Genomic DNA, 26,447 nt, shown 5'->3' with positions numbered 1-26,447 from the left:
TCCCCTCGGGTCACAGCGCCACGGCCGCGGCGTTCGCCACGGCCGTGGCGCTCGAAAGTCCGCGTACCGCATTGGTCGTCGCCCCACTGGCCGCCACCGTCGCGTACTCGCGGGTGCACACCGGCGTGCACTGGAGCTCGGATGTGCTCGTCGGCGCGGCCGTCGGTTCCGGTGTCGCCCTGGCCACACGACGCTGGTGGCCGGTGCGCGAATCCGACGAGGCGCAAGCCCGACCGGTCCGCGAGGTACCCGCGCTGGTGGAAGGCAAAGGCCTTGTGGTGATGGTGAATCCGATCTCGGGCGATCCGAATTACGATCCCACCGACGACGTCGTCGCGGCGCTACCCGCCGCCACCGTGCTGCGCACGCGGCCCGATCTGGACTGTGCCGAACAACTCGAGCAGGCCATCGCCGAGCACGGTGAACCGGTGCTGGCGGTCGGCGTCGCCGGTGGTGACGGCACCGTGGCCGCCGTGGCCGCGGTCGCCTTGCGCCACGAGCTGCCCCTGGTCGTCATCCCCACCGGTACGCTCAACCACTTCGCCCGCGACCTCGGCGTCTACGACCTGCGCGAGGTGATCGATGCCACCGGCGTCGGCGAGGCGGTCGCGGTCGACATCGCCAGCGTCGAATGCGAGGACGACACCGGTTCGCGCACCCGGCATCTGATCAACACGGCCAGCCTCGGCGCGTATCCGGATCTGGTGCAACTGCGCGAGAAGTGGCAGTCGCGCTGGGGCAAATGGCCTGCCTTCGCCGCCGCGCTCGTGGTCACCCTGCGCCGGGCCGAGCCGATCGAGATCTGCCTGGACGGGCGCTGGCAGCGGGTGTGGTTCTTGTTCGTCGGCAACGGGCCCTATCACCCGCACGGCGCCGTGCCCGCTTTCCGCGACCGGCTCGACGCCGGATTGCTCGACGTGCGCTGGTTGCGCGCCGATTTGCGGTGGTCGCGCACCCGCGCCGTGCTGGCGCTGCTGCTGGCGGCGATCGGCCACAGCAAGGTCTACGGCGAGCGCCAGTTGCCCGAACTCTTCGTGCAGTTGCCCACGCCGGAGGCGCTGGCTACCGACGGTGAGGTGGTCGGCAAAGCCACCCGCCTGCACTTCGCCATCGCGGGTCAGCTCGCGGCCTACCGCCGGGACGAGTCCAACCCTCTCTGGGCCGACCGGAGCCGCCCCCACCACCGCCGAGCGCCTTGGGTGCGCGACATGTTCCGGGCCCGTCGGCCGTTTCAGCGACGAGCGGGCGAAGACTGAGCAATGGGTCGTGAGTCGGGTGCCGAACCGCATTCCGCTACCTGTCCCGCCCAGTCTCGGCCGGGATGCACTGCGGCAACGCCCGGCCCGATGACGGGCCGTGACCAGGCGAACGTCGCTTGGTCGGCGGTTACTTCATGAAGCCCAGCAAGCCGAGGTTCGGCTCGAGCGCGCCGTCCTGGCCCAACGACAGGAAATCCGCCTCGACGGCGGCCCGCTCCAGTACCCCGGCACGCACCGCGTGGTATCGCACGACCGACCAGAGGAAGACATCGAGGTCGTCGAAACGGGTGCCTCCCTCGACGACTTCCTCCTCGTGGAACCAGATCGCGATCTGCCCGTTGGTGAGCACCACGTACAGGTTGCCGCCGCCATCCGCGCCGATCGAATACACGTCGCCGTCGGTGAGTTCGGTCTCGTAGTCGGAATCCCGGATGCCACAGTCGTTCCCGGCGAAGTCGAAACCGTACGACCAAGAATGGATGTCCAGGAACTGCGGCATGCGGCCGGATCGCACCCGGTGATCGAAAGCCGCCAGCGACGCCGCGTTCGCGGGCGCCAACCGTTCGAGGAAGGGCGTCACGGGCCGGGTCTCCGCCGGCACGATGACCGGCGACCGATCGGCAAACCATCTGGCCAGGTCGGAGTCCAAGTCGCGCTCGACATAACCGGCCAAGTCGTCACGGGTGAGTGTCACCGGCAAATCCTAGGTGTTGCCGGCGAACTTCGCCGAACCGCCGACTACCCCGCTTCGATACGCGACCCGAGACTTGTTGCGAAGCAGACGTATCCGCACCGCCCTCCCCGAACGAGCCGACCAGACCGCCCACTGCAAACGCCGAGGTCCCGTGGTGACCGAGCGCTGGACTTCCACCCGAGTGCCAAAGATTCTTGATTTCACCGGCTGTGTGTAGATGAGACCACAGCTCGGGCTTCGGGAAGATCGCGTCATCGATCAAAGTCACCGTGAATCAGAGTCGACAAGACCCCGTTCGTCGTCTTATGAAGGACAAACATCGACTTGCTCGAGGTCAGGCGAGATCCAGTCATCCCAATCTTTTCGGCTCATATCACGTGTCACCTTCATGCAGGCATCAGTCGGCCAAGCAGCAGGGCCAGGCCAAATCGATACCGTCGCATCTTGATTTCCCGCAACTATTTTTGTTTCCCCTCGGGCGAACACCGCCGAGACGACAGACCCATGCCGTCCCCTGATCGGATCGCCTATCGGGTAGCCGGAACCTGAATCCCACACTCGAATAGTGTGGTCCTCCCCGGCTGAAAGAATGTACCGCCCATCTGCATTGAACTCCAATCCCATGACGGTGAAAGTATGACCTTGCAGGGGAGGGCCGACGAATTCCCCTGTGGCCGCATCGACAAACTTCATGCCGCCGTCGGAATCCCCGATGACAATCTTTCGGCCATCAGGGCTGAAAGCGATATTCAGTACAGTGCTTTTCGATCTACTGCGCGGCGCAGGGGTAAACTTCCCGGTTTCGGTATCCAACACACGAACAAATCCACCACCTGCGCTGGCAAGGTATCTATGATCTGAGCTGAATGCCAGTGCTACGACACCATTCGAATCGACCTTGTACGGAGTACCTACGGCCTTGCCGCTGGTCGGGTCCCATCTCTGCACCGTACCATCGGAATAGCCTATCGCAAGACTTCTACCGTCTTTGCTGAAAGCCGCGGATGTCACAGAATTCGACCGGTCGACAACACTAGTCGTCGCAATTGCGCCCCCATCGTGCAGATCCCAGTAACAGAGCTTTCCGTCTATGCCTACCGACATAAGTCGCTTCATCCCAGGGTCGAAGGCGATACTCAATACTAAATCATCGTGTACCTTGATCGGCAATCCGACAGGCTTACCGGAATCGGTGTCGGTCAAATGAATCCAACCGTCGAGGTCGCCTGACGCCACCTGGCCGCCGTCAGGGCTTGTCGCCAACACTTTGCGGAACGCGATGAGGTGGTCGATTACCGATTCGACCATGTCGCCGAATTCCGGGTTCCGTACTACGACTGTTCCGTCCTTCGAACCAGTCAGTATCCGGCCATCCGAAGCGAGAGAAACGCCAATTACCCAATCCTGCGGCCCGGCCAACGGCGATCCTATCGGCGTTCCGGCCTTCGCATCCCAAACGCGCACCGCCCCATCGGTGCCTCCGGACACCACATACCGATCTTCGAGACTGAAAGCGACCGCCCGAACCCAGCCTTGGTGCACATTCCCGGCCGGAATTGGAGCGACCAACTTCCCGGAATCGACATCCCATACCGCGACAGAACCATCACTGCCCGCAGCGACCAACCGGCTGTCGTGGCTGAATGCGACGCTCGACAAGGTTCCTCGGTCCATATATAGCGGAGCCGCAATCTGCTCCCCAGACGCAAGGTCCCAGATCCGCGCAATACCGTCGTTTCCGCCCGTCACGATGCGCTGACCATCCGAACTGAAGGCAACGCTCAACAACCCAGTGCGCTCTGAATTGCCTGCGGTGAGCGGACCGCCGACAGCCTGTCCGGTTTGGATATCCCATAGCCGGATCGTATTGTCGTAACTCACCGAAACAACGCGTTTACTATCGGGGCTCACCCTCACAGCTGTCACAGAGTTCGTGTGACCCAGCAGAGGTCCGCCAACTGGGTGGCCGGTCTTCGAATCCCACACGCGCACAGTCTCGTCATCGCTCCCCGACACGACGAGCCTGCCATCCGGGCTGAACGCGACGGTGCCCACCGACCGTGTATGTCCGGTCAGCGGGGAGCCTGATTGCTCACCGCGCTCTATATCCCATAAATGGACGGTTCGGTCAGAACTTCCATTCGCAACGAACCGCCCGTCAGGGCTGAACGCTAGCGAGACAGATTCAGTAGTAGAAACGATACGCGTAACCGCACGTAATTCAGTGAGCGCATTCAAAAACGGTCCGACGAAATTCTGCTGTCCCAGACTATATGCGGCCAGCAGTTGGTGCACCGCTCGACGCGTACCACCCGGCCGCGTTCCGGCAATCATGGACTCGGCTTCCGATATCAGCCTCAGCGCAGTCGCCTCGCGAAAACGCGCTTGCGCCTCTTGTTCGGAGCTCAAGGTCCGAACGAAGAGCACCCCGGCAAAAACAGCCAGGCCCGCAACGATAGAAAAGGCAGCGATGATCAATCTCAATCTCTTGCGCAGCGCGACTGAATGCCGCTCTGCGGCTTCTCGCATCGCGCGGGCCGTCTCCAGCTCCGCCAGCTCACGTTTCCGCACCGCCCGCTGTAACTTGTCGGCTCTGACCCGCGAAGCCGACAGAAAATCTGTTGCCGAGTTCAAACGAGCCCTGAATCCCGACTTCTTCGCCAGCTGTTCGGCTTCGGCCAACCGAGTCCCCGACAGGAGCCACGCGGCATCACCGTTGCTACGTCGCCAGTCCTCAGCGGCACGCTCGACCTTACTGATGGTCGCCATTTCGGAGCCGTACTCTCGCACCCAATTCGACAACTCGTCCCACTGCCTTATCAGGCTTTCCAATGCGATTTCGACTACAACTTCACCGTTTCGAACGTCCTTCACAAGAAGTCGCTGATCGACGAAACGATTAATCAGACTTCGGCTATTGGACGGCAAATCAGACCAACGGGCTACCCTGCGTGTCGGCTCTTCGTTTTCGGAGCCGATAGCGACAAGCCATGGAATGAATGCAGACCGGAGGAGCTCGACCTGACCACGGCGCTTTCGCTGATTCTTCGACAATATCTCGTCGATCTCATGACCGACGACCCGAGACATTCCCCCCATAGCCTCGTAGTCCGCGAGACGTAAGCGCCTGTTGGCACCGTAATCACGATGCAGACGCGAGAGCGTCAGCGAGAGCAGCGGAAGCGTGTCACCGCCTACAGCTGCATCCATCAACAGGCGGTCCACCAGATCTTCTGCGACCACCAGAGACCGCCCGGCGGCAGATGCGCGGCTGGCAGGACCGACGATAACTTCACGCAGCCGCGCCGGCGACATCCGTTTGACATCCTCGAACAAATGGGTTCGTAGCGTCGCCAACTCTGCGGCTTGCTGCATCGAATCGAACCGATCGCTGCGAATGGTGAACACGACAATCACCGATACAAGCTCATCGACATCGTCGCACAATTGAACGATCAGCTCGAGGAAACGATCCGCTTCCGTTCCAGCATCCGCAGCGAAAAGCTCTTCGGCTTGGTCTACGGGCAGGATGATCGTCGGCGGTGCCGCTCCCTGTTGGGCGTCAATCACACGTTCTACCGCAGCTTCTTGAGCTTCCATGAGAAGGATGCGCAATTGATCCACATCGGACATGCACACCGATTTGATGTCACCTGCAACCGGGCTTCCCAAACCCAACCTGGCTCTCATCGAGCAGATCGCCTCGGCGAGACCATCATCCCCCGAAATCGGAGCGGAAGAGGGTCGCATGATGTCTGCGACCAGAAAGTGTCGATCTTCTCGTAATATCCGCGGCCAAAGTCCAGCCCGCAAGAACGAAGACTTCCCCGCACCCGACGGTCCGAGGATCACAAACAAAGACTCGACCCCGCCCGCGCGCATCTGCCTCAGGGCATCCATAGCACGCACTATCTGCCCGTCTCGTCCAAAATAGACCGCGGCATCCGTTGGATCGAACGGACGCCAACCGCGGTACGGGGCCCGATCCGGATCGCCCGGAGGCGGCCAGGGGAAGTATTCCGCCCCGATTCCGACCAGTCTAAGCCCCCTCTCCAACCGCAGCAGTCCATCTGTCGAGAATATAATCGGATCGCCGTCGTCGACAGCTATGCTCGAATATTCACCGTCTCCGAACAAATCGCAACGCTGCCACTCGGCCGTGATCTCGTTACTTTGCAGCGGCTCGAGCCGGACACAAAATATGTACTTGCCGGCATCTTCGGCAGCTCGGTACTCTACTATACATTCCGGAGATTTCTCCCAATCTCGGGAAAGTAGGCAGATGACTGCCTCGCATCGCGAATTCGCTCGCCGCAACGCTTGTTTCCAACGCTGCCCGGGCGCTATGCCATACTCCCGATCGAGATCCAAAAATATTTCGTCTTTCAAACCGGGATTTCTTTCGATCATCCACTGTTTCAGCGCAATCGACTGACGTTTGTTCTTATCCGAATGACTGATAAATATGCGAGACATCGACCCCTGCTTTGCCAATTTGCGACACTACATCCCACAATGAACCACCGTATCCACGCATCGCTGCGCCGAACCGAGGAAACGAGTCTATGCCATCAGCTGGCCCGATGATGCTCGCTTGACGATCCAAAATTCAGCGCCCGGCAACCGCGTTACGCCACTAGCAAATCCGTTGACGGCAGACTCAGTGGAGTGGTCAGCCGCAGGATAAGCACTAGGGTAGACGACGGCGCCATCGAAGTACCTCCGAATCGTCTCACTCGCGCGCGAGCGTCGAACCCGGTCGAAGCGTGGAAATTTCGGGCTCGATGGTCGGTCGGGACCGCGCCAGCCTGTTCGGGCTGATGCGAGGCGTATCTCGGGCCCCTCGGATTTCGGCAACAGCAACTCCCGCGACGTGTCCGTCAACACCGATACCGCGCGACCACCAGAATCACCACAGCAGGCACAATGCACCACAGGCCCACCCCAAGCGCACCACCCAGACGATTGGGAAACGAAACCTCGACCGCCGCGCTCTGGCGCGACACCGGTGTCTGTGCGCCGAGTCGCTCGTACGGCACATGCCCGACGACCGACACGTTCATCGAATCTCTTTCTCGGATGCGCGATGTCGACACCGTTGAATTCACGGCTTGGGTGCACGGCGACGCGACCGCGGAGCTTCGGCGCCGCTCCGGTGGGGTTGCCCACCGGGGCGGGATTTGCCGTGGGCAACCCGGCAGGTCGACTCGTACCCGGCGGCGACGGGGCAGACCGCCGCACAAGCCCTGCACGCCGACAGCTTTACGATAATCGCTACCGCGCTGCACCGCGAGGGCTGAGCACCGGTTACCCGCGCGGGTCGTGACGACAGGAGACGGGGGGTGGATGATCCACGAACTCGCGGTCAGGGCGGCCGTCTCGGCCCGGGCGCTGCGTCACTACGACCGGGGTTAAGCTGCTGAACCTATGGCACTCAGCGCGACACTGCACAGCTTCGCCGTCCACTTGGCCGACGTCGATCGCGGCGTCTATCAGGAGTTGGAGTTGCGGGTGGCGCGTCACCCGTCGGAATCCGCGGAGTTCATGCTGACGCGTGTGCTGGCCTACTGCCTCGAGTACGAGGAAGGCATCGGCTTCAGTGACGGCGGAGTCTCATCCACCGACGAGCCCGCGGTGCTGGTCCGCGACCTCACCGGACGCGTCACCGCGTGGATCGAAGTCGGCGCACCGGATGCGGAGCGGGTGCACCGGGGCAGCAAGCTGGCCGGACGCGTCGCCGTCTACACCCATCGCGACCCTGTCAAGGTGCTGGCGCAACTCACCGGCAAGCGCATCCATCGTGCCTCGGCCATACCGCTGTACAGCTTCGACCGCGACTTCATCGATTCCGCCGTTGCCGCCGTGGAACGGCGCAACACCGTCACCCTGTCGGTCACCGAGCGCCTGCTGTATCTGGACCTCAACGGCACCGGTTCGAGCACCTCGGTTCACGAGCACCGGCTCACCTAATCTTCGGCCGCCGCCATATCGCGGAGGTTTGCGGCGCGAACAGAACCGATGCCGTAACGGCTTGCGGCCGGGAAGCTTCGCGAGACTCTCGCTGCCGGGCTATCGGGGCGCTCGACTCATCGGATCCGACGTTCACATTCTTCGAAGTCGGTTCCCGTTCGGAAGCAGTCGTCGAGACCGCTCTGCTTGTCGCCACTGGTGGGAGGCTCGCCGCACAGGATCCCGCAGCGCTGGTAGTTCGGGACGACGGTGCCGTCGGGCCAGTGGCAGGCATCGCTGTCGCAGGTGTAGCCGCGGGTGTTGGGATCGCGTGGGATCGGGTTTCGGCTGTAGGACCACACGAACGCGTCGGTGCCCTGCACCTGCGTGCAGTAGACGGTCCGCCCGTCGGCGAGGTGGCCGACCGCGCCGTGATCCTCGCAATAGGCGTTCAAGGTGACCGTAGAGCCGTCCGGGGATCCCGCCGACCCGCTGTCTGACGGCAGCGGTGCGGCAGCGGAGGTCGCGAACATCGCCGCCAGGAACGTCACCCCTCCCACCACGCCCAGCAGAACTCGGCGCGCAACTCCCCGTTCGCCTGGTCGAAGCATGCTTCCCTCCCTTCCTCGAGGCCCGGCAGGCTACCGGACTATACGCTCCTCCCCCGGTAGCGACCGCACAAGTGGCACACCATCTAGCCCTCGAAGAGTTCGGCGAACCCGGCAGCGACCGACCGATCCCGCACCGCGGTCCCGCCACTACGGCCACCCGCTGATGTGGAGCGTTCCCGGCTGAGCGCTCGCTGCGCCGCCCTCGTCTCCCGGCCCGGGGCCAGGCCTGCCGACCCGGGCCCGGCGCTCGGCGACGAGCCGGACCGGCGCGCCAGCGGCCGACCGTCTCGGAATCCCGGCCACCCGTGCACGAGGACACTGAGGGCGCAGCCGTCTGCTGCCGCTCACGGCGGTGTCAGCAGGTACGAGAAGCGGAACCGGTGTGCGCAGTGGCGTGCGTCGACGGCGATCAGAACAGGAAATACCGCTGGGCCATGGGTAATTCGGTGGCGGGCTCTTCGCGCCAGACCTCACCGTCGATGCGGACGGTGAAAGTATCGGGTTCGACCTCGATGCGCGGCATGGCGTCGTTGTGCGGCAGGTCCGCCTTCGTCACGCCGCGGACGTTGCGGACCGGTACCAGTTTGCGCTGGACCCGCAACCGCTCGGCGAGACCGTCCTCGATCGCCTGCTCGGAGACGAAATGCAGCGAGGTGGCGGCGGCGGTCGCCGGCGCGGCGCCGAACATGGGGCGCGGCAACACCGGCTGCGGGGTCGGGATGGAGGCGTTGGCGTCGCCCATCGCGGCCCAGGCGATCATGCCGCCCTTGAGGACGGCGTGCGGGCGGACGCCGAAGAAAGCGGGCTCCCACAGCACCAGGTCGGCGAGTTTGCCGACTTCGACCGATCCGATCTCGTGGTCCAGACCGTGTGCGATAGCCGGGCAAATGGTGTATTTCGCGACGTAGCGCCGCACCCGAGCGTTGTCGGCCGCGCCGTCGCCCGGCAGGGCGCCGCGGCGGCGTTTCATGACGTGCGCGGTCTGCCAGGTGCGCAGCACGACCTCACCGATGCGGCCCATGGCCTGCGAGTCGCTGCCGATCATCGAGATGGCGCCGAGATCGTGCAACAGATCCTCCGCCGCGATGGTGGACGGGCGGATGCGGCTCTCGGCGAAGGCCAGATCCTCCGGGATCGACGCGCTCAGGTGATGGCAGACCATGAGCATGTCCAAGTGCTCGTCGAGGGTGTTGACAGTGTGCGGGCGCGTCGGGTTGGTCGAGCTGGGCAGCACGTTCGAGTGGGCGGCGACGGTGATGATGTCGGGCGCGTGCCCGCCGCCGGCGCCCTCGGTGTGGTAGGCGTGGATGCCCCGCCCGGCGATCGCGGCGAGGGTGTCCTCGACGAAACCCGCCTCGTTCAAAGTGTCCGAGTGCAGCGCCACCTGTACCCCCGCGGCGTCGGCCACGGTGAGGCAGGCATCGATCGCGGCGGGCGTGGAGCCCCAGTCCTCGTGCAGCTTGAATCCCGATGCCCCGCCGCGCAATTGCTCCCACATGGCCTCGGCGCTGACGGTGTTGCCCTTGCCGAGCAGCACGATGTTCACCGGCCACGCGTCGGTGGCCTCGAGCATGCGCGCCAGATGCCACGCGCCGGGTGTCACGGTGGTCGCCTTGCTGCCCTCGGCCGGACCGGTGCCCCCGCCGATGAGGGTGGTGATCCCGCCGCCGAGCGCCTCCTCCAGCAGCTGCGGGCAGATGAGGTGCACGTGACAGTCGATCGCGCCCGCGGTGAGGATGCGACCGTTACCCGCGATGATCTCGGTGGACGGGCCGACGACCAGGTCCGGGTGCACGCCGGTCATGGTGTCGGGGTTGCCCGCCTTGCCGATCGCGCTGATCCGCCCGTCGCGAATACCGACGTCCGCTTTGATGATTCCCCAATGATCGATGATCACCACGCCCGTGATCACGGTGTCGGGCGCGCCCTCGGCACGCGTCGCGCGGGACTGGCCCATGGATTCGCGCAGCACCTTGCCGCCGCCGAACACGGCCTCGTCGCCCGCGCGCCCCGGTCCCCCGCTGCGGTCCTCGGTGATCTCGATCAGCAGATCGGTGTCCGCCAATCTGATCCGGTCACCCGTCGTCGGTCCGAACAGTTCGGCGTATCGCGCCCGGCTCAGCTCACTCATCGCGTCCTACCTCCTGAGCCCGCGTACTCCGCCCCGCCCCGCGCCGGGCACACGCGCTAGTCATCCAGACGGCCCGGCGGGGTCAGGCTGAGGCCGTGGACTTCGCGGGCGCCGCCCAGCGGCACGAGCCACACGCGTTGCCCGAGACCCGGTTCGAAGCGCACCGCGGTCCCGGCCGGGATGTCGAGACGATGGCCGTGCGCGGCCGCCCGATCGAACTCCAGCGCCGCGTTCGCCTGCGGGAAGTGCACGTGGCTGCCGACCTGCACCGGCCGGTCACCGGTATTGATCACGTCCAGTTCGATGCGGCGCGCACCGGAGTTCAGTTCGATGACGCCCTCGGCGCAGAAATACTCGCCCGGAATCATGCCGGGCCTCGGTCGGGCGCGAGGTCGCTCGGGTATCGCATACCGATTCGCCTAGCCGATCGGGTGGTGCACGGTGACGAGCTTGGTGCCGTCCGGGAAGGTCGCCTCGACCTGGACGTCGGGGATCATCTCCGGCACCCCTTCCATCACGTCCTCGCGGGTGAGAACCGTCCGCCCCGAGGACATCAGTTCGGCGACGGTGCGGCCGTCCCGCGCGCCCTCCAGCACGTGGTCGGTGATCAGCGCCACCGCCTCGGGATGGTTCAATTTGAGGCCGCGCGCCTGCCTGCGCCGGGCCAGCTCGGCGGCGTAGCTGAGCAGCAGGCGCTCCTGCTCGTGCGGTGACAGACGCATCAGGCTCCTCACCGATTCGCAGGGGCAGGTGACCGACATTCTGGCACGCCCGTTCCGCCGCCGCCGGAGGAGCGCTCAGGAACGATGCGGCAGATTCTGCAATCGCACCTGACCGCGGGCAACGGCGCGGCCCTGCTCGTCGGTGATGACGACCTGCCACAATTGCTGCAACCTGCCGCGATGCAGCGGCGTCGCCTCGCCCGAGAGTGTGCCCTCGCGCACCGCGCGCAGGAAATCGGTGTTGTTGTTCACGCCGACCACCGTGCCTTGCTCACCGAACCAGACACCGCCCGCGATGCTGGCGAGCGTCTCGATGACGGTGCAGTACACGCCACCGTTCTGAATGCCCGCCGGCTGGTAGAGATGCGGCTTGACGACCCACTCACCACGCACCCGGTCGGGACTCAGCTCGGTGTAGCGCAGACCGATCAGATCGGCGAAGGTGCCTTCGCTGTAGGCGTTCATCTGCTCGGGCGTGACATCCGCCAGCGAGCCGACCCGCTGGGTCTCCTGCTGTGTCATGTATTCACTGTCGCACAGCGCCCGCCACCCCCCGTCGCGACCTCACCCCGCCGGCGCGACCGCCCAGCTGTTCGGATGCCACCGGGACACCGCGCGGAGCCGAAGACGACAAAGTCCGGCTGCTGCCACCACGCGACGTCCACAACCGCTCGGCAGTGACTCGCGTGCTACCCGCGCTGCCGTTTCCGACTCACGACCATGGACAGGTCCCGAGCGTCGGACACCGCACGGTCGCCTACCACTGCTTGCCGATTCAGCCAGCATCGACATGTGTCCGCCGTTCGGACGACAGCCCGGCGGCAAGGGCGCTGGAATACTTCGAGCTATCTCCGGAAGGAAATAGCATGTCGCGCTTATATCCTCGGGCCACATTGATTGCGGCGGGAATTCTCGGCAGCCTGCTGCTGGTACCGACACCCGCGCATGCCGCTCCCCCGAACGCGGGCATCTACGGCATCGTCCCCGCCTGGGGCGGCTGGGAATGCGCGGGCAAGTTCAACAAGGTCGCGTTCGTGACCTATCACAACCACAGCACCGGAAAGAACGGCGGCGACGCGGGCGATGACATCGTGTGGATTCCCGTCACCCTGAATCGGGACAATCACATCACGATGAGTATCAGGTGCAGTTTCGGCACCCACCTGGCACAGAACTTCGTCATCAAGCCCAGCCGTAACGGGCAGTCGTTCTGGTTCCGGCTGAACGGAAGCGCGACGCGCAACTGATCCGCGGTTCAGGCCGCAGTCGGCGCACGCCCGGATCCGCCGCCTTCTCGGTAGCCGGTGAGCACTGCCTGCGCGGCCTCACCCGCCCGCCAGCGTCACCACCCGGCCGTACAGCGGCTGGGTCGGCCGGTTGCTGTGCGCGAACAGCGTCCGGTACCGGTCGGCGTCGGCCGGGGCCACCGCGACCGGACTGCCGAGCACCGTCCACGAGACACCCTCGCTGCACGGCGGCGTGGTGAGCGAACCCTGATAACGGAATTGGTCGGTGGCGCCGGGCAGCATCGAGCGCAGGTCGATCGGGCCGGGCACGACGGTCTCGGCATCCATCGCCCGCGGCGCGACCGAGAGGATCGGCGTGAAGACCGACGGCCCCGGCGACGCTTGCAGCAGCACACCGAGCACGGCCACCTCGCCCGCCGCGCTCTTGTGCACGAAGTGCGCTTCCATCGTGGTGCCCGCGCCGTCCACGGTGTGCTCGCTCGGCAGGTGGAAATGGAATTGGGTGAGCTCGAACGGCACGCCGTCGACGACGATGCGATTACCGTTGCCCGCGGGGAGATTCGCCTGCACGGTGTGCCCGGTGTTGCGCAGCGTCACCGTGGGCGTCGAGTGGTAGTCGACGGTGGTGTGTTCGTGCGGCTCCAGCCGGGCGTGACCGGGCAGGTCGACGGGTGACTGCTGATGGCCGCTCTTGCAGGTGAGAAAATCCCGGTCCAGGTCGGCCCACTGGTCGGGGCCCTCCGCTTCGTAATCCCAGTGCGGCGCTGCGTGCGGGGACGGATCGCTCGGCATCCGCCGCTCGCCGGAGCCGCAGGCGGGAATCACGAGTACCGCGACGGCGGCCAGCACCGCTGCGATGGGACGGGAACGGAACGGTGTTTTGGTGGGCAAGCTGACAACCCCTCGAACTTCCGGAGAGCCACCGTCCACCTTTGCGAAAGGGCAAGCGGCATCGTCGACGGCTCGGAGCCGGCGCGCGACGCTGCGCACCGATGATCGCGACACGGCACCGGGCCGAATCCGCGGCGCGGCGGTGACCCGCCGAGGACGGCCGGACGACGAATACCCCTGCTGTGCAGCGGTTCTGCGTTCGTGTCGGCGTCAGACTAGATCCGGGACGGGGCGGCGCGCCAGCGTGGGCGACGTAGTTCACAGGAAACAGAGCGGCGGGCCCCACAGGGTGGAGCCCGCCGCGGCAAGGGATCGGGGGTCACCGCAGCCCTCGGGACTCTCGCACGATCCATACGCCGAGTATGAGTATAGGTCAGGCTTACCTAACTAAGCAAGACCCCGACCGCCGCACGGGCAGCCCGCGCTCGGCCATCGCCGCCAGCAGCCCCTGCCCACGCCGCGCACCGGTGACGGAATCGGTCCGCGCGAGATCGGGAACGTAAGTCGAAGCGCCCGCTACCGATTCACCGACGAGACACCAGAACCGTCGGGCACTCAAACCGGAGCAGCGGGTCATGCTCTCCTGGACGACGGTCAGCGCGGACTCGCAGCGATGCGCCAGCCAGACGTACATCGCTTCCGGACAGGGCAGCGTGACCACACCCGGGCCGCCCGCCAGCGGATCACCGTCGACCACGCGAATGGTGGTGTCCGACAGGCCCGCCCAGTCGATACCGCCGTCGTTGTCGGTATGGATCCAGAGGTTCTCCAGCCCGGGATCCCAAGCCCTGCCCTCCGCGACGAGCAGCGCGACCACTCGTCCGACGATCGCGTGGATCAGTGCCGTGGCAACCACTTCCGCCGCGATGTCGGCGCTGATCATCTCCGCCGCGTGCCGCCGGTACATGAGTTCGACGCGCCCCTCGCGCACTCCGTCCGCCAGCTGCCACCAGCGCCGTTTCCCCTGTTCCGCGATCGCGGCCACGGCATAGACCCGCGGATGCTCCGGTTGCAGCGCGCGAAGCCGGGCACCGGCGCGTCCGAACGCCGTCGTCGAGCGATGTGGCGTGGTGATGAGCTCGGTCATCGAACCTCCTCGGGGATCGGCTCCGTCGCGCGGCGCGGCGGACACTCGGCCATGCCCGTCTCTAGCGAAAGATAGGTTAGGCTTACCAGACCTAGCAACCGTATCGCTGATTTCCAGGAGCAGCTCGTCGCCGTGACCTCTCTTGCCACCGTGAGGCGGCGACGTCTTTCCGGACTCCTCGTCTCGACCGTCCTGCTGCTGCTCGCCGTCCTCGCCGGTGTCGCGGTCGGCGCCCGCTCGCTCGCGCCGGGGACCGTGTACGACGCCGTGCACCACGCGCTCACCTGCCCCGGCGGGCCCTTCGCCTGCGCGGCCGGTTCCACCGAGGAGCAGATCGTGCGCGGCCTGCGCCTGCCCCGCACCGCGCTGGCGCTGGTCTGCGGGTCGGCGTTGGGTATCGCGGGCGCGCTCATCCAGGGCTACACCCGCAATCCGCTCGCCGACGCCGGGCTGCTCGGACTCAACGCGGGTGCGGCGTTTCTCGCCGCGCTGAGCACGTATCTGTTCGCCTTCAGCGCACCGGAGCAATACATCTGGTTCGCCTTCGCCGGAGCGCTGATCGCCGGAGTGGTGGTGTTCGCGACCTCGTCCATGGGCGGCGGCAAGGCGAGCCCGCTGAGCCTGGTGCTCGCGGGCGCCGCGGTCACCGCGTTCCTCCAGGCGATGACGAACGCCGTCGTGCTGTTCGACGCCGCCGCGCTGGACGCCTACCGGTTCTGGGTGATCGGCACCGTCGCGGGCCGCGACGCCGCGGTGTTCTGGCAGGTGCTGCCGTTCCTGGCGGCGGGCATGCTGCTGGCGGTGCTGGCAGCGCCGGGACTCAACGTCCTCGGCTTGGGCGACGAGGTCGCGCGCGGACTCGGCGTGCACGTCGGCCGCAGCCGTGCGCTCGGGCTCACATCGGTCGTGCTGCTGACGGGCGCGGCGACGGCGGCGGTCGGTCCGATCGCCTTTCTCGGCCTGGTCGTCCCGCATCTGGCACGCGCGGTCACCGGACCGGACAATCGCTGGCTGATCCCCTACTCCGGGCTGTTCGGCGCGTTGCTGCTCCTGATCGCCGACGTGGCGGGCCGGCTGGTGGCGCGGCCCGGTGAGTTGGAGGTCGGGGTGATGCTGGCAGTGGTCGGCGTGCCGTTCTTCCTCGCGTTCGTGCGCCGGCGGAAGCTGGTGAGCCTGTGACGATCTCACCGCGAACCACGAGCGCACGACCCGCACTGCGCGTCGGCCCGGTGTCGGCGGTGCTGCGGCCGCGGATGGTGCTGATCGTCGTGGTCCTGATCGCGCTGGCGCTCGGACTCTTCTGCCTGGACATCGCGGTGGGCGAATCCCATCTGCCGCTCGGGCGCGTACTGGATGTGCTCACCGGCGGCGGCACCAGGGCACAGCGGTTCATCGTGCTGGAATCGCGGCTGCCGCGCGCGCTCACCGCGCTCGTGGTCGGCCTCGCGCTCGGGCTCTCGGGCGCGATCACCCAGTCCATCCTGCACAATCCGCTCGCCGCGCCGGACATGCTCGGCATCACCTCGGGCGCGAGCCTGGGGGCGGTCGCCGTGCTGGTCACCACCGGCGGTGCGAGCACGGGACTGGCCGCCTCGGTCGGCGCGCCGCTGGCGGCGCTGACGGGCGGTCTGCTCACCGCCGCCGCCATCTACCTGCTCGCCTGGGGCCGCACCCCCACCGGCGCGTACGGTGCCACCGGGCTGCGACTGGTGCTGATCGGGGTGGGTGTGAACGCCCTGCTGACGGCGGGGATCAGTTGGCTGCTCACCCGCGCCAGCCTGGCCGACGCCCAGCGCGCGCAGCTGTGGCTGAACGGATCGCTCAACGCGGCCGACTCGGCGCACCTGGCGCCCGCGGCGCTCTCCGCGGGCATCGCCGCACTCGTCGCGCTCGCCTCCGCCCGCACCCTCGCCGCGTTGCGCCTCGGCTCGGACACCACGCGGGCGCTGGGCGTGCGCATCCAGACCCAGCAGGCCATCCTGATCGGGGCGGCCGTGGTGGCCGCATCGGTGGCGACCGCCGCCGTCGGACCGGTCGGCTTCGTCGCCCTCGCCGCCCCGCAGATCGCACGACGCCTGCTGCGCACCCCGGGCGAACCGCTCGTCGGCTCCGCCGTGGTCGGCGCCATCCTGGTGGTCGGCGCGGATGCCGCCGCGCGCACGCTGTTTCCGGTCGACCTGCCGGTCGGCGTCGTGACCGCGGCATTCGGCGGGCCGTTCCTGCTGTACCTGCTCGTGCGAATGAACCGGAAGGCGACGCTGTCATGACGATCGCGGACATCACCACCACCGACGCCCCAGGGCGGGCGAGCGCTCCGGAGCACCGGCTCGGCGCCGAAGAGATCACTCTCGGGTACGGCGACCGGGTGATCGTCGACGGACTGAGCCTGACCATCACCCCCGGCGTGGTCACCACGGTCATCGGACCCAACGGTTGTGGAAAGTCCACCCTGCTGCGTTCGCTGGGTCGTCTGCTGCGCCCCCGAGAAGGCCGAGTCGTCTTGGACGGCAAAGCCATTTCGACGATGAAGACCAAGGACGTCGCCCGTGTCGTCGGCATGCTGCCGCAGTCGCCGGTCGCGCCGGAGGGACTCACCGTGGCCGATCTGGTGGCTCGCGGACGCCACCCGCACCAGTCCTGGTTCCAGCAGTGGTCGGGGACGGACGAATCCGAGGTGACGACCGCGCTGGAACAAACCGGGATCGCCGACCTCGCCGACCGCGCGCTCGACGAGTTGTCCGGTGGACAGCGGCAACGCGCCTGGATCTCGATGGCGCTGGCCCAGGGCACCGACATCCTGCTGCTCGACGAGCCGACCACCTACCTGGATCTGGCGCACTCCATCGAGGTGCTCGACTTGGTGGACCGGTTGCACGCCGACCTCGGACGCACCGTCGTCATGGTGTTGCACGATCTCAATCTCGCGATTCGCTACAGCGACCAGTTGGTCGTCATGCGCGACGGCCGCGTCGTCGCCGCGGGCGCACCGGGCGAGGTGGTCTCGATCGAGCTACTGCGCGAGGTGTTCGACCTGGACGCCACGGTGCTCGAGGACCCGGTGTCGGGCCGCCCGATGATCGTGCCGATCGGCGCACGGCATGTGCGCGGAAAGGTCGGCGGACCCGCCGGCACGGGGGCCGAATCGGCGCCCTATGAGAAATGACACACTAGCTATTTCATGGTTACGACACCCTGTAGTACGCATCGGCGTCGTTGAGTACCTAAAATTGTGGGATGGCAGGTCTTGGTGAACTCGAGAAAGCGGTCATGGACCAGTTGTGGTCGGCCGACGAACCACAAACGGTCCGGCAGGTGCACGAGGCGCTCGCCGCACGCCGCGAGCTCGCGTACACCACGGTGATGACCGTGCTGCAACGCCTCGCGAAGAAGAACCTCGTGGTGCAGCGGCGCGACGACCGCGCGCACCGTTACGCGCCCGTGCACACGCGGGACGAACTCGTGGCCAGTCTGATGGTCGACGCGCTGCAGCAGGCCGACGCGGCGGGCAGCCGCGCCGCCGCGCTGGTGCACTTCGTGGAGCAGGTCGGCAAGGACGAGGCTGCTGCCTTGCGCGAAGCACTCGCTAAGCTCGAAGCTACCGAGGACGAGGACTCGGCGCCGCCGCCGCAGTAGACTCCTCGGGCGCCCTGGCCCCACAACGCAGTGAGCTGAGTCGATGAACGCAACCGCGCCGGTCTTCGCCGGACTCGCATTGCTTCTCGCGGGACCTGCCCCGGCCTTGCTCAGCCGGGCGACCTGGACATACCGGACGCCCCGCGCAGCGCTGGTGCTCTGGCAGGCCATCGCGCTCGCCGCCGTGCTGAGCGCGTTCGGCTCCGGGCTGGCCATCGCCGCCGAGCTGTTGGTACCCGGCCCCGACGGCCGCCCGACCACCGCGCCGACCCGGGAGATCGACGCGCTCGGCCTGCCGCTGTGGCTGGCCTACGTGTTCGTATTCGCGCTCACGCTGCTGGTCGGTGCCCGGCTGATCTACGCGATCATCCGGGTCGGCGTGCACACCCGCAGGCGGCGGGCGCGCCACCGCATGCTCGTCGACCTGCTGGACCAGAGCGGTCCACACCGGCGCGCGGCCGACATCAGGGTGCTGGCCGCGACCGAGCCCATCGCCTACTGTCTGCCCGGTCTGCGCCAGCGCGTGGTGCTCAGCGAAGGCACCCTGACCAATCTCGCCGACGCCGAGGTCACCGCCATCGTCAGCCACGAACGCTCGCACCTGCGGGCAAGGCACGATCTCGTGCTGGAAGCGTTCACGGCGGTGCACGAGGCGTTCCCGAGGGTGGTGCGCAGCAAGGCCGCGCTCGGCTCGGTCAAACTGCTCATCGAGCTGCTCGCCGATGACTCGGCGGTCAAGGTCACCGGACCGAAACCGCTGGCCCGCGCCCTCGTCGCGTGTGCGAAATCCACCGCGCCACAAGGCGCCCTCGCCGCGGGCGGCCCCACCACGCTCATCCGCATCCAGCGACTCAGCGAGCAGATCGGTGACATCCGCATCGCCACGGCCGCCTATCTCGGCTCGGCCGCCATCCTGGTGGTGCCGACACAGGCCGTGGCCGTACCTTGGCTCGTGGAACTGAGCAGGCTGTTCCACAGCTGACTTCCCGGCACGTATTCTGGAGTCTCGGCCCGCCTCCGGTCGGCCGCACCCTTTCGCTCCACCCGGCGCGCGTCATCGCCCGCGCCGTAGCGCGGTGAACCGCATCGTGCACCGCTCTCCACCCCACCGAACGGCGCGTTCCGCTGGAACGCGCCGTGCGACGAAAGGCACATTCACCTCGTGACCCCCTCGACCACCGTCGCCGCGGAGCCCACCGCGACCTTCGCGGATCTGGGCCTGCCCGCCGTGCTCATACAAGCACTGCGACGCGACGGCATCGAGACGCCGTTCCCGATCCAGGCCGCCACGGCGCCGGACGTTCTGGCCGGCAAGGACGTGCTCGGCCGCGGGCCGACCGGTTCCGGGAAGACCTTGGCCTTCGGCCTCCCGATGCTCACCCGCCTGATGGGCGCTTCGGCCAAGCCGGGCCGCCCGCGCGGACTCGTGCTGGTGCCGACCCGCGAACTGGCCGCGCAGATCGAGCGGGCGCTCGACGAACCGGCGCTCGCGCTCGGCCTGCGGGTGGCCTCGGTGGTCGGCGGCGCCCCGATCAAGCGCCAAGCCGACCGGCTCGCCCGTGGCGTCGACCTGCTCATCGCCACGCCCGGGCGCCTCGCCGATCTGCTCGGCCAAGGGTCCGCCGATCTGTCCGATGTGCTGATCACCACGCTGGACGAGGCCGACCACATGGCCGACATGGGCTTTCTGCCGCAGGTGACCAAGTTGCTGGACCGCACGCCGCGCGACGGCCAGCGCCTGCTGTTCTCCGCCACGCTGGACGGGGAGGTGGACAAGCTGGTCAAGCGCTACCTGCACGCCCCCGTCACGCATTCCACCGCGCCGCCGTCGGCGGCTGTCACGACGATGTCACACCATCTGCTGTACGTCGGTGACAAAGCGGCAAAACGGACGGTTGCCACCGAGATCGCCGCCCGCGACGGGCTGACCATCATGTTCGTCCGCACGAAGCACGGCGCCGACCGGCTCGCCAAGCAGCTGCGCGGCGCGGGCATCCCCGCGGGCGTGCTGCACGGCGGCAAGGCGCAGAACAACCGCACCCGCACCCTCGCGGCGTTCGCCGACGGTTCGGTGCCGGTACTGGTCACCACCGACGTCGCGGCGCGCGGCATCCACGTCGACGGGATCTCCCTCGTCGTGCACGTCGATCCGCCGCCGGAGCCGAAGGCTTACCTGCACCGGGCCGGGCGCACCGCCCGCGCGGGCGAGGACGGCGTGGTCGTCACGCTGGTGATGGACGAAGAGCGCCGCGACGTCGAGACGATGGCCCGCAAGGCGGGCGTCGAGGTCGACGCGGTCGCGGTCCGCCCCGGCGACCGCACGCTGATCGAGATCACCGGCGCCCGCCGTCCGTCCGGGGTTCCGGTCGCGGCGGCGGCCGCGCCCGTGGCCGCCCCTGCCACGGCCTCCGTGAAACCCGCTCGACGCAAGCCCGGCAGGCGCGGTGAGCAGACGGCGGCCGACGGCCGTGGCGCAGGTTCGGCGAAGCAATCCGGGAGCCGGTCGGCCGCCGGGGCGGGGCGGAGCGGCGAATCGGTCACCGCGCCCACGCGCCGCCGAGGCACCGCGAAGGCCGCGGCGAGCAACCCTGTGGGACGCGGCACGGGCTCGGCCAAGGGCACTGTCGCCCGCAGTTCGGGCACGACAAGCGGATTCTCCGGCCGCACCGCAGCCTCCGCGTCCGGCGACACGGCGGGCCGGACACGGCGACGCGCCGTGCGAGCACAGCAGTCTCCCTCCCGAGGCAATCGCACAGCAAACTAGTTGGGTGTCGACTCATCCGGCAGCCGCCGTCCTCTGCGCACTCCTGGCCGCGCTGCTGTTCGCGGTCGCCGCGGTCGCGCAGCAGAGCGCGGCGGCCGCGGTGCCGGAGAGCGAGTCGCTGATCCGCTCGCTGCTGCGCGCTCCCCGCTGGTGGGGCGGCGTCATCGGCGACGCGGGCGGATACGCCATGCAGGTCGCCGCGCTCGCGCTGGGCGCGGTCCTGCTGGTGCAGCCGATCCTGGTGAGCGCGCTGGTGTTCGCGCTGCCGCTGTCGGCCCGCCTGAACAACCGCCGGGTGGCGCCACGCACGTGGGCGATCGCGCTCGCGCTGACCGCCGCGCTGGCCTGCTTCGTGCTCGTCGGTGATCCGACCGAGGGTAATACCGATGCGCCGTTGCGCAATTGGCTCCTGCCGCTGGGTCTTCTGGTCGGCCTGATCGCCGCCGCCACGGCCGCTGGGATCGCCGCGCACCAGCCCGCGTGGCGCGCGCTGCTGCTCGGCGCCGCGAGCGGCTCCCTTTACGGGCTGGCCGCCGCACTCACCGACTACGTCACCGGCCTGTTCGAACACGGTCTCGCAGATGTGCTCGGCGGCTGGCAGACCTGGGCGCTGATCGCGGCAGGCATCACCGGCGTCTATCTGCAGCAGCGCGCCTATCAAGTCGGGCCGCTGACCGCTTCGCTGCCGGCCGTCACGGTCGCCGAGCCACTGGCCGCCGCGTTCATCGGCATCGCCGTGCTCGACGAGCGGTTGCGGGCGAACACCGCCGGGCTGATCGTCACGGCAGGCGCGGTGATCATCATGGTCGCCACCACGATCGTGCTGTCCCGCTCCGAAGCCGCCGCCTGAGACCTGGACCGAAGGACCGGCCCACGCGGAAGACACCGGTCGGGTCCGGAGCCGCGCGACAAAACAGGCATCGCGACGATGCGGCAGCGTCCTCGGCGCTCGCTGACCGCTCCGCGCGGCCCACCTGCTCGCCGCCCCGCACTGCCCGCGGCCCGCACTGCCCGCCGCTCGCACTACCCGCCGCCCGCCGCCCGCCGCCCGCCGCTCGCCCCCACGCTGCCCGCCGCCCACTCCGCGCCGCCCACCTGCTCGCCGCCCACCTGCTTGCCGCTTACTGCCGCAACAGCGTTTGCACGAGGTCGTGGGCGAAATGCGGCAGCACCTCCGGGAGAACGGCGCGCACCGGTCGGCGCCCGGATATCATCGGTCGAGTGCGCTTTCTCCCCGGTCATCAGCCGCCGTACGACCTGACCTACGACGACATCTTCCTCGTCCCGAACCGGACGGACGTCGCGTCGCGCTTCGATGTCGATCTCTCGACGTCCGACGGGTCGGGCACCACCATCCCCATCGTCGTGGCCAACATGACCGCCGTCGCCGGGCGCAGAATGGCCGAGACCGTGGCTCGTCGCGGCGGCATCGTCGTCCTTCCGCAGGATCTGCCGATCACCGCGGCCGCCGACACCATCGCGTTCGTCAAGAGCCGCTCGCTCACCGCCGACACCCCGGTCACCCTCGACCCCGACCGCTCGGTCTCCGAGGCGGTCGCCCTGATGCACAAGCGTGCGCACGGTGCGGTCGTGGTGGTCGACGGCGGGCGGCCGGTCGGCGTGGTGACCGAGGTCGCCTGCGCCGACGTCGACCGCTTCGCCCGGCTGCGCGAGGTCGCCGTCACCGATTTCGTGCGGGCCCCCGCGAGCATCACCGCGCGTGACCTGTTCGACCTGCTGCACGCCGAGCACGCCGATTTCGCCGTGCTCACCGCCGAGGACGGCACCTTGGCCGGGGTGCTCACCCGCACCGGCGCCCTGCGCGCGGGGATCTATCAGCCCGCCGTCGACGCCTCCGGCAGGCTGCGCGTCGCGGCCGCGGTCGGCATCAACGGCGACGTGGCCGCCAAGGCCAAGTCCCTCGTGGATTCGGGCGCCGACCTGCTCGTCATCGACACCGCGCACGGCCACCAGGCCAAGATGCTCGAAACGCTGTCCGCCGTGCGTGATCTCGGGCTCGGTGTCCCGCTGGTGGCGGGCAACGTCGTCTCCGCCGAGGGCACCAGGGATCTCGCGGAGGCGGGCGCGGACATCGTCAAGGTCGGTGTCGGGCCCGGCGCCATGTGCACCACTCGGATGATGACCGGCGTGGGCCGCCCACAGTTCTCCGCCGTGGCCGAGTGCTCCGCCGCCGCCGCGGAACTCGGCGTGCACATCTGGGCCGACGGCGGCGTGCGCCATCCCCGTGACGTGGCGCTCGCACTGGCCGCGGGTGCGTCCAACGTGATGATCGGCTCCTGGTTCGCCGGTACCTATGAGTCCCCTGGTGACCTGCGCGTCGATCGCGACGGCAACGCGTACAAAGAGAGCTTCGGCATGGCGTCCAAGCGGGCCGTCGCCGCCCGCACCGCCTCCGACAGCGAATTCGACCGCGCGCGTAAGGCGCTGTTCGAAGAGGGCATCTCCAGTTCGCGGATGCGGCTGGACCCCGAGCGTCCCGGCGTCGAGGACCTCCTCGACCACATCTGCTCGGGCGTGCGCAGCGCGTGCACCTACGCGGGAGCACGCACGCTCACCGAATTCCACGAGAAGGCTGTGCTCGGCGTGCAGTCCGCCGCCGGGTTCGCCGAAGGCCGCCCACTGCCCGGCGGTTGGTGAGCGCCGACACGCGCGTCGCACCGGCACCGGCCCACGCCGCTCCGCATGTGGGCCGGTAGCATGGTGGTTGCCGGACTCCGGCACCACGACACATTCGCGAAAGGATCCAGTTGTCACCCGCGTCCGAGGGCGCCGCACAGGAGGGCTCCTCTACCGAGCCGGGTGACCGACCCGGCGTCCTCCTCCTCGCAGTAGTCCCCTTCCGCCCAGGCCGTCTCCCAGCACCGTGCAGGTGGTGCTGACGATGTCCATCGCGTTCACCGCGCTCAGCCTGATCGGGTTCATCGCACTCACCGCAGGTACGGCCTTGTTCGTCGCCGCGGAATTCTCCCTCACCGCGCTCGAACGCAGCACTGTCGAGGCGCACGCCCGCACCGGCGACGTCCGCGCCCGCATGGTTCGCAAGGCGCATCGCACCCTGTCGTTCCAGCTGTCGGGCGCCCAGCTCGGCATCACCATCACCACGTTGATCACCGGGTACATCGCCGAGCCGGTGCTGGCCAGGCTGCTTGATCCGGTGTTCACCGCCACCGGGATGAGCGAAGCCGCCGCGAGCGGTGTCGCCCTCACGCTGGCGCTGGTTTTGGCCACCTCGCTGTCGATGATCTACGGCGAGCTGGTGCCCAAGAACATCGCCATCGCCAAGTCGCTGGGCACCGCCCGCGCCACGGCCGGGCCGATGATCGCCTTCTCGGTGGCGTTCAAGTGGATGATCCATTTCCTCAACGGCACCGCCAACTGGGTGGTCCGCAGGCTCGGCGTCGAGCCCGCCGAGGAGTTGCGCTCGGCCCGCTCACCGCAGGAACTCGGCTCCCTGGTGCGCACTTCCGCCCTGCGTGGCGCACTCGACCAGCCCACCGCGCAGGTGATGGACCGCTCCCTGCAGTTCGGCGAGCGCAGCGCCGAGGAACTGATGACCCCGCGGGTGAAGATCGAAGCACTGGACAAGGACGACACCATCGCCGACCTGATCGACGCGGCCGGCCGCACCGGCTACTCCCGCTTCCCGGTGATCGACGGCGACCTCGACAACACCCTCGGCTTCGTGCACGTCAAGCAGGCCTTCACCCGTCCGGTGCACGCGCGCCGGACGATCCCCCTGTACCGGCTCGCCCAGCCGGTCCCGATCGTGCCCGCCAGCCTGGACGGCGACGAGGTGCTCGAACGCGTCCGCGCCGACGGCATGCAGGTCGCTCTCGTGGTGGACGAGTACGGCGGCACCGCGGGCATGGTCACCATGGAGGACATCATCGAGGAGATCCTCGGCGACGTCCGCGACGAGCACGACGAGGAGGAGCGCGACGTACGGCGCGTCTCCGACGGCTGGGACTGCTCGGGCCTGCTGCGCATCGACGAGGTCTCCCGGGCCACCGGATACGACGCCCCCGAGGGCGAGTACGAGACGCTGGGCGGCCTCGTACTGACCAGGCTCGGCCGCATCCCGGTGACGGGCGACGAGGTCGTGTTGCCGAACCCTCGCTCACAGCAGTGGACCGCGGCCGACAGCCCCGCTGCGGGCGGCTGGATCGCGCGCGTGGAGCGCATGGACGGACGGCGCGTCGACCGGGTCCGGCTGATCCCGGTCGACGCCGACGCCCTCGCGGCCAAGGAGCACAGCCATGGGTGACCTGCTCGGCGTCCTGCTCACGGTGGTGCTGCTGGGTGGCAACGCCTTCTTCGTCGCCGCCGAGTTCGCGCTCATCTCCGCCCGCCGCGACCGATTGGAAGCGCTCGCCGCGCAAGGCAAGCGCAACGCGAACACCGTCATCCGGGCCGGCGAGAACCTCTCGATGATGCTCGCGGCCGCGCAGCTGGGCATCACCATCTGCTCGATCCTGCTCGGCCGCGTCGGCGAACCCGCCGTCGCGCACCTGCTGGAAGGCCCGTTCGAGTTGCTCGGTCTGCCCGAGCAACTGCTGCACCCGATGGCGTTCGCCCTCGCGCTCACCATCGTGGTCATCCTGCACATCTTGTTCGGTGAGATGATCCCGAAGAACATCGCGCTGGCCGGACCGGAACGCAGTGCCCTGCTGCTGGTGCCGCTGCACCTGATGTGGCTGCGGCTGGCCCGCCCGCTCATCGCGCTGTACAACCTGGCCGCCAACCTGTCGCTGCGCCTGCTGCGGATCGAGCCGAAGGACGAGCTCGAGGCCACCGTCTCGACGGTCGAACTGGCCGAGATGATCGGGGAGTCCCGCTCCGAGGGCCTGCTCGACGAGGAAGAACACCGCCGCCTCACCCAGGCGCTCGGCACCAGCGACCGCGTGGTCGCCGACGTGATGGTGCCGCTGGACGCGACCCGATCGATCCCCCTGCGGGGCAACGGGACCACCCTCGGCGACATCGAATCCGCCGTCGCCGAGACCGGCTTCTCCCGCTTCCCGGTGCGGGCGAGCGACGGCTCGCTGGTCGGGTACCTGCACGTCAAGGACGTGCTGGACAAGGTGGCCGACGAGAGCGCCGGACCAGGAACGCCGATCCCGCGCACCGACATCCGCCCGCTGCCGACGGTCGGCATGCAGACCACGCTCTACGAAGCGCTCGCCCGGCTGCGCCGCACCAACAGCCATCTCGGCCGCGTGGTCGACGACCGGGGCAACACCACCGGGATCGTCGCCTTGGAGGACTTGGTCGAGGAGTTCGTCGGCACCGTCCGAGACGGAACGCACCGGGTGGGCGAATGACGACCAGGGCGACGAGAGTCGCCTGCCCCTGCGGGGTGCGGTGACCATGCGAGTGTTGTCCGGTGCGCGGTGGCGGACGTCGGCCACCGCGCACCGGGCCCGGCTGGACGATCCTGT

General features: G+C 67.9%; 23 protein-coding genes. 13 read left to right on the top strand and 10 right to left on the bottom strand.

Features of this window, described 5'->3' with window-relative positions:
* On the top strand, positions 1-1,256 hold a 1,256-nt coding region (locus tag ACFU5M_RS28155; RefSeq protein ID WP_379053914.1), incomplete at its 5' end, for a bifunctional phosphatase PAP2/diacylglycerol kinase family protein.
* A gap of 130 nt (positions 1,257-1,386) precedes the next feature.
* Here the strand turns inward: ACFU5M_RS28155 and ACFU5M_RS28150 are convergent.
* From ACFU5M_RS28150 to ACFU5M_RS28140, 3 genes are all read right to left on the bottom strand, one after another.
* Positions 1,387-1,953, bottom strand: a complete 567-nt coding sequence (locus tag ACFU5M_RS28150; protein ID WP_379053913.1) for a hypothetical protein — start codon at positions 1,951-1,953, stop codon at positions 1,387-1,389.
* A gap of 303 nt (positions 1,954-2,256) precedes the next feature.
* Positions 2,257-6,447 carry a TIR domain-containing protein gene (locus tag ACFU5M_RS28145; protein ID WP_379053912.1) on the bottom strand — a complete coding sequence of 1,397 codons (4,191 nt, stop codon included), beginning with the start codon at positions 6,445-6,447 and terminating at the stop codon, positions 2,257-2,259.
* Positions 6,448-6,833: 386 nt separating this feature from the next.
* Complete coding sequence (locus ACFU5M_RS28140) at positions 6,834-7,016, bottom strand: hypothetical protein (protein ID WP_379053911.1); 183 nt, start codon at positions 7,014-7,016, stop codon at positions 6,834-6,836.
* Between the two features lie 364 nt (positions 7,017-7,380).
* Here ACFU5M_RS28140 and ACFU5M_RS28135 point away from each other — a divergent pair, with 364 nt between their 5' ends.
* Positions 7,381-7,923 carry a YaeQ family protein gene (locus tag ACFU5M_RS28135; RefSeq protein ID WP_379053910.1) on the top strand — a complete coding sequence of 181 codons (543 nt, stop codon included), beginning with the start codon at positions 7,381-7,383 and terminating at the stop codon, positions 7,921-7,923.
* A gap of 116 nt (positions 7,924-8,039) precedes the next feature.
* Here the strand turns inward: ACFU5M_RS28135 and ACFU5M_RS28130 are convergent, their stop codons facing one another.
* The 5 genes from ACFU5M_RS28130 to ACFU5M_RS28110 form a co-directional block, all read right to left on the bottom strand.
* Positions 8,040-8,513: a hypothetical protein gene (locus ACFU5M_RS28130; protein ID WP_379053909.1), complete on the bottom strand. Its 474-nt coding sequence runs from the start codon at positions 8,511-8,513 to the stop codon at positions 8,040-8,042.
* Between the two features lie 409 nt (positions 8,514-8,922).
* Complete coding sequence (locus ACFU5M_RS28125) at positions 8,923-10,644, bottom strand: urease subunit alpha (RefSeq protein ID WP_379053908.1); 1,722 nt, start codon at positions 10,642-10,644, stop codon at positions 8,923-8,925.
* A 56-nt stretch (positions 10,645-10,700) separates the two neighbouring features.
* Positions 10,701-11,012, bottom strand: coding sequence for an urease subunit beta (locus ACFU5M_RS28120; RefSeq protein WP_379053907.1), 312 nt, complete (start codon positions 11,010-11,012; stop codon positions 10,701-10,703).
* A 51-nt stretch (positions 11,013-11,063) separates the two neighbouring features.
* Positions 11,064-11,366: an urease subunit gamma gene (locus tag ACFU5M_RS28115; protein WP_379053906.1), complete on the bottom strand. Its 303-nt coding sequence runs from the start codon at positions 11,364-11,366 to the stop codon at positions 11,064-11,066.
* Positions 11,367-11,441: 75 nt separating this feature from the next.
* Positions 11,442-11,831: a PaaI family thioesterase gene (locus ACFU5M_RS28110; protein WP_379053915.1), complete on the bottom strand. Its 390-nt coding sequence runs from the start codon at positions 11,829-11,831 to the stop codon at positions 11,442-11,444.
* Between the two features lie 401 nt (positions 11,832-12,232).
* Between ACFU5M_RS28110 and ACFU5M_RS28105 the strand changes: the two genes are divergently transcribed.
* Positions 12,233-12,613, top strand: a complete 381-nt coding sequence (locus ACFU5M_RS28105; protein WP_379053905.1) for a hypothetical protein — start codon at positions 12,233-12,235, stop codon at positions 12,611-12,613.
* A gap of 78 nt (positions 12,614-12,691) precedes the next feature.
* On the opposite strand, the gene ACFU5M_RS28100 is transcribed toward ACFU5M_RS28105, so the two are convergent.
* Together ACFU5M_RS28100 and ACFU5M_RS28095 are read right to left on the bottom strand one after the other, a co-directional pair.
* Positions 12,692-13,504 (bottom strand): carbonic anhydrase, encoded by an 813-nt coding sequence (locus tag ACFU5M_RS28100; protein WP_379053904.1) that lies wholly within the window; start codon positions 13,502-13,504, stop codon positions 12,692-12,694.
* 379 nt (positions 13,505-13,883) lie between these two features.
* Positions 13,884-14,591, bottom strand: a complete 708-nt coding sequence (locus ACFU5M_RS28095; RefSeq protein WP_379053903.1) for a hypothetical protein — start codon at positions 14,589-14,591, stop codon at positions 13,884-13,886.
* 132 nt (positions 14,592-14,723) lie between these two features.
* Here ACFU5M_RS28095 and ACFU5M_RS28090 point away from each other — a divergent pair, with 132 nt between their 5' ends.
* The 10 genes from ACFU5M_RS28090 (at position 14,724) to ACFU5M_RS28045 (ending at position 26,330) form a co-directional block, all read left to right on the top strand.
* The gene (locus tag ACFU5M_RS28090) at positions 14,724-15,770 is read left to right on the top strand and encodes a FecCD family ABC transporter permease (protein ID WP_379053902.1); all 1,047 of its coding nucleotides are present in this window, start codon (positions 14,724-14,726) and stop codon (positions 15,768-15,770) included.
* Positions 15,767-16,858: a FecCD family ABC transporter permease gene (locus ACFU5M_RS28085; RefSeq protein WP_379053901.1), complete on the top strand. Its 1,092-nt coding sequence runs from the start codon at positions 15,767-15,769 to the stop codon at positions 16,856-16,858. The genes ACFU5M_RS28090 and ACFU5M_RS28085 overlap by 4 nt, the downstream gene beginning before the upstream one ends.
* Complete coding sequence (locus ACFU5M_RS28080; RefSeq protein WP_379053900.1) at positions 16,855-17,754, top strand: ABC transporter ATP-binding protein; 900 nt, start codon at positions 16,855-16,857, stop codon at positions 17,752-17,754. The genes ACFU5M_RS28085 and ACFU5M_RS28080 overlap by 4 nt, the downstream gene beginning before the upstream one ends.
* A 71-nt stretch (positions 17,755-17,825) precedes the next feature.
* Positions 17,826-18,224: a BlaI/MecI/CopY family transcriptional regulator gene (locus tag ACFU5M_RS28075; protein WP_040866505.1), complete on the top strand. Its 399-nt coding sequence runs from the start codon at positions 17,826-17,828 to the stop codon at positions 18,222-18,224.
* Positions 18,225-18,267: 43 nt separating this feature from the next.
* Positions 18,268-19,206: a M56 family metallopeptidase gene (locus tag ACFU5M_RS28070; protein ID WP_379053899.1), complete on the top strand. Its 939-nt coding sequence runs from the start codon at positions 18,268-18,270 to the stop codon at positions 19,204-19,206.
* Positions 19,207-19,386: 180 nt separating this feature from the next.
* Positions 19,387-20,988 (top strand): DEAD/DEAH box helicase, encoded by a 1,602-nt coding sequence (locus ACFU5M_RS28065; RefSeq protein ID WP_379053898.1) that lies wholly within the window; start codon positions 19,387-19,389, stop codon positions 20,986-20,988.
* A 4-nt stretch (positions 20,989-20,992) separates the two neighbouring features.
* Positions 20,993-21,838, top strand: a complete 846-nt coding sequence (locus ACFU5M_RS28060) for a DMT family transporter (protein ID WP_379053897.1) — start codon at positions 20,993-20,995, stop codon at positions 21,836-21,838.
* Between the two features lie 371 nt (positions 21,839-22,209).
* Positions 22,210-23,646: a GuaB1 family IMP dehydrogenase-related protein gene (locus ACFU5M_RS28055; protein ID WP_379053896.1), complete on the top strand. Its 1,437-nt coding sequence runs from the start codon at positions 22,210-22,212 to the stop codon at positions 23,644-23,646.
* A 244-nt stretch (positions 23,647-23,890) separates the two neighbouring features.
* Complete coding sequence (locus tag ACFU5M_RS28050) at positions 23,891-25,273, top strand: hemolysin family protein (RefSeq protein WP_379053895.1); 1,383 nt, start codon at positions 23,891-23,893, stop codon at positions 25,271-25,273.
* Positions 25,266-26,330: a hemolysin family protein gene (locus ACFU5M_RS28045; RefSeq protein WP_379053894.1), complete on the top strand. Its 1,065-nt coding sequence runs from the start codon at positions 25,266-25,268 to the stop codon at positions 26,328-26,330. Before ACFU5M_RS28050 ends, ACFU5M_RS28045 begins: the two co-directional genes overlap by 8 nt.
* The last annotated feature ends 117 nt before the right edge of the window (positions 26,331-26,447 follow it).

Source organism: Nocardia sp. NPDC057455, from assembly GCF_042802775.1.
In the GTDB taxonomy this organism is placed as follows: domain Bacteria; phylum Actinomycetota; class Actinomycetes; order Mycobacteriales; family Mycobacteriaceae; genus Nocardia.
This window is presented reverse-complemented; position numbering and strand designations above follow the sequence as displayed.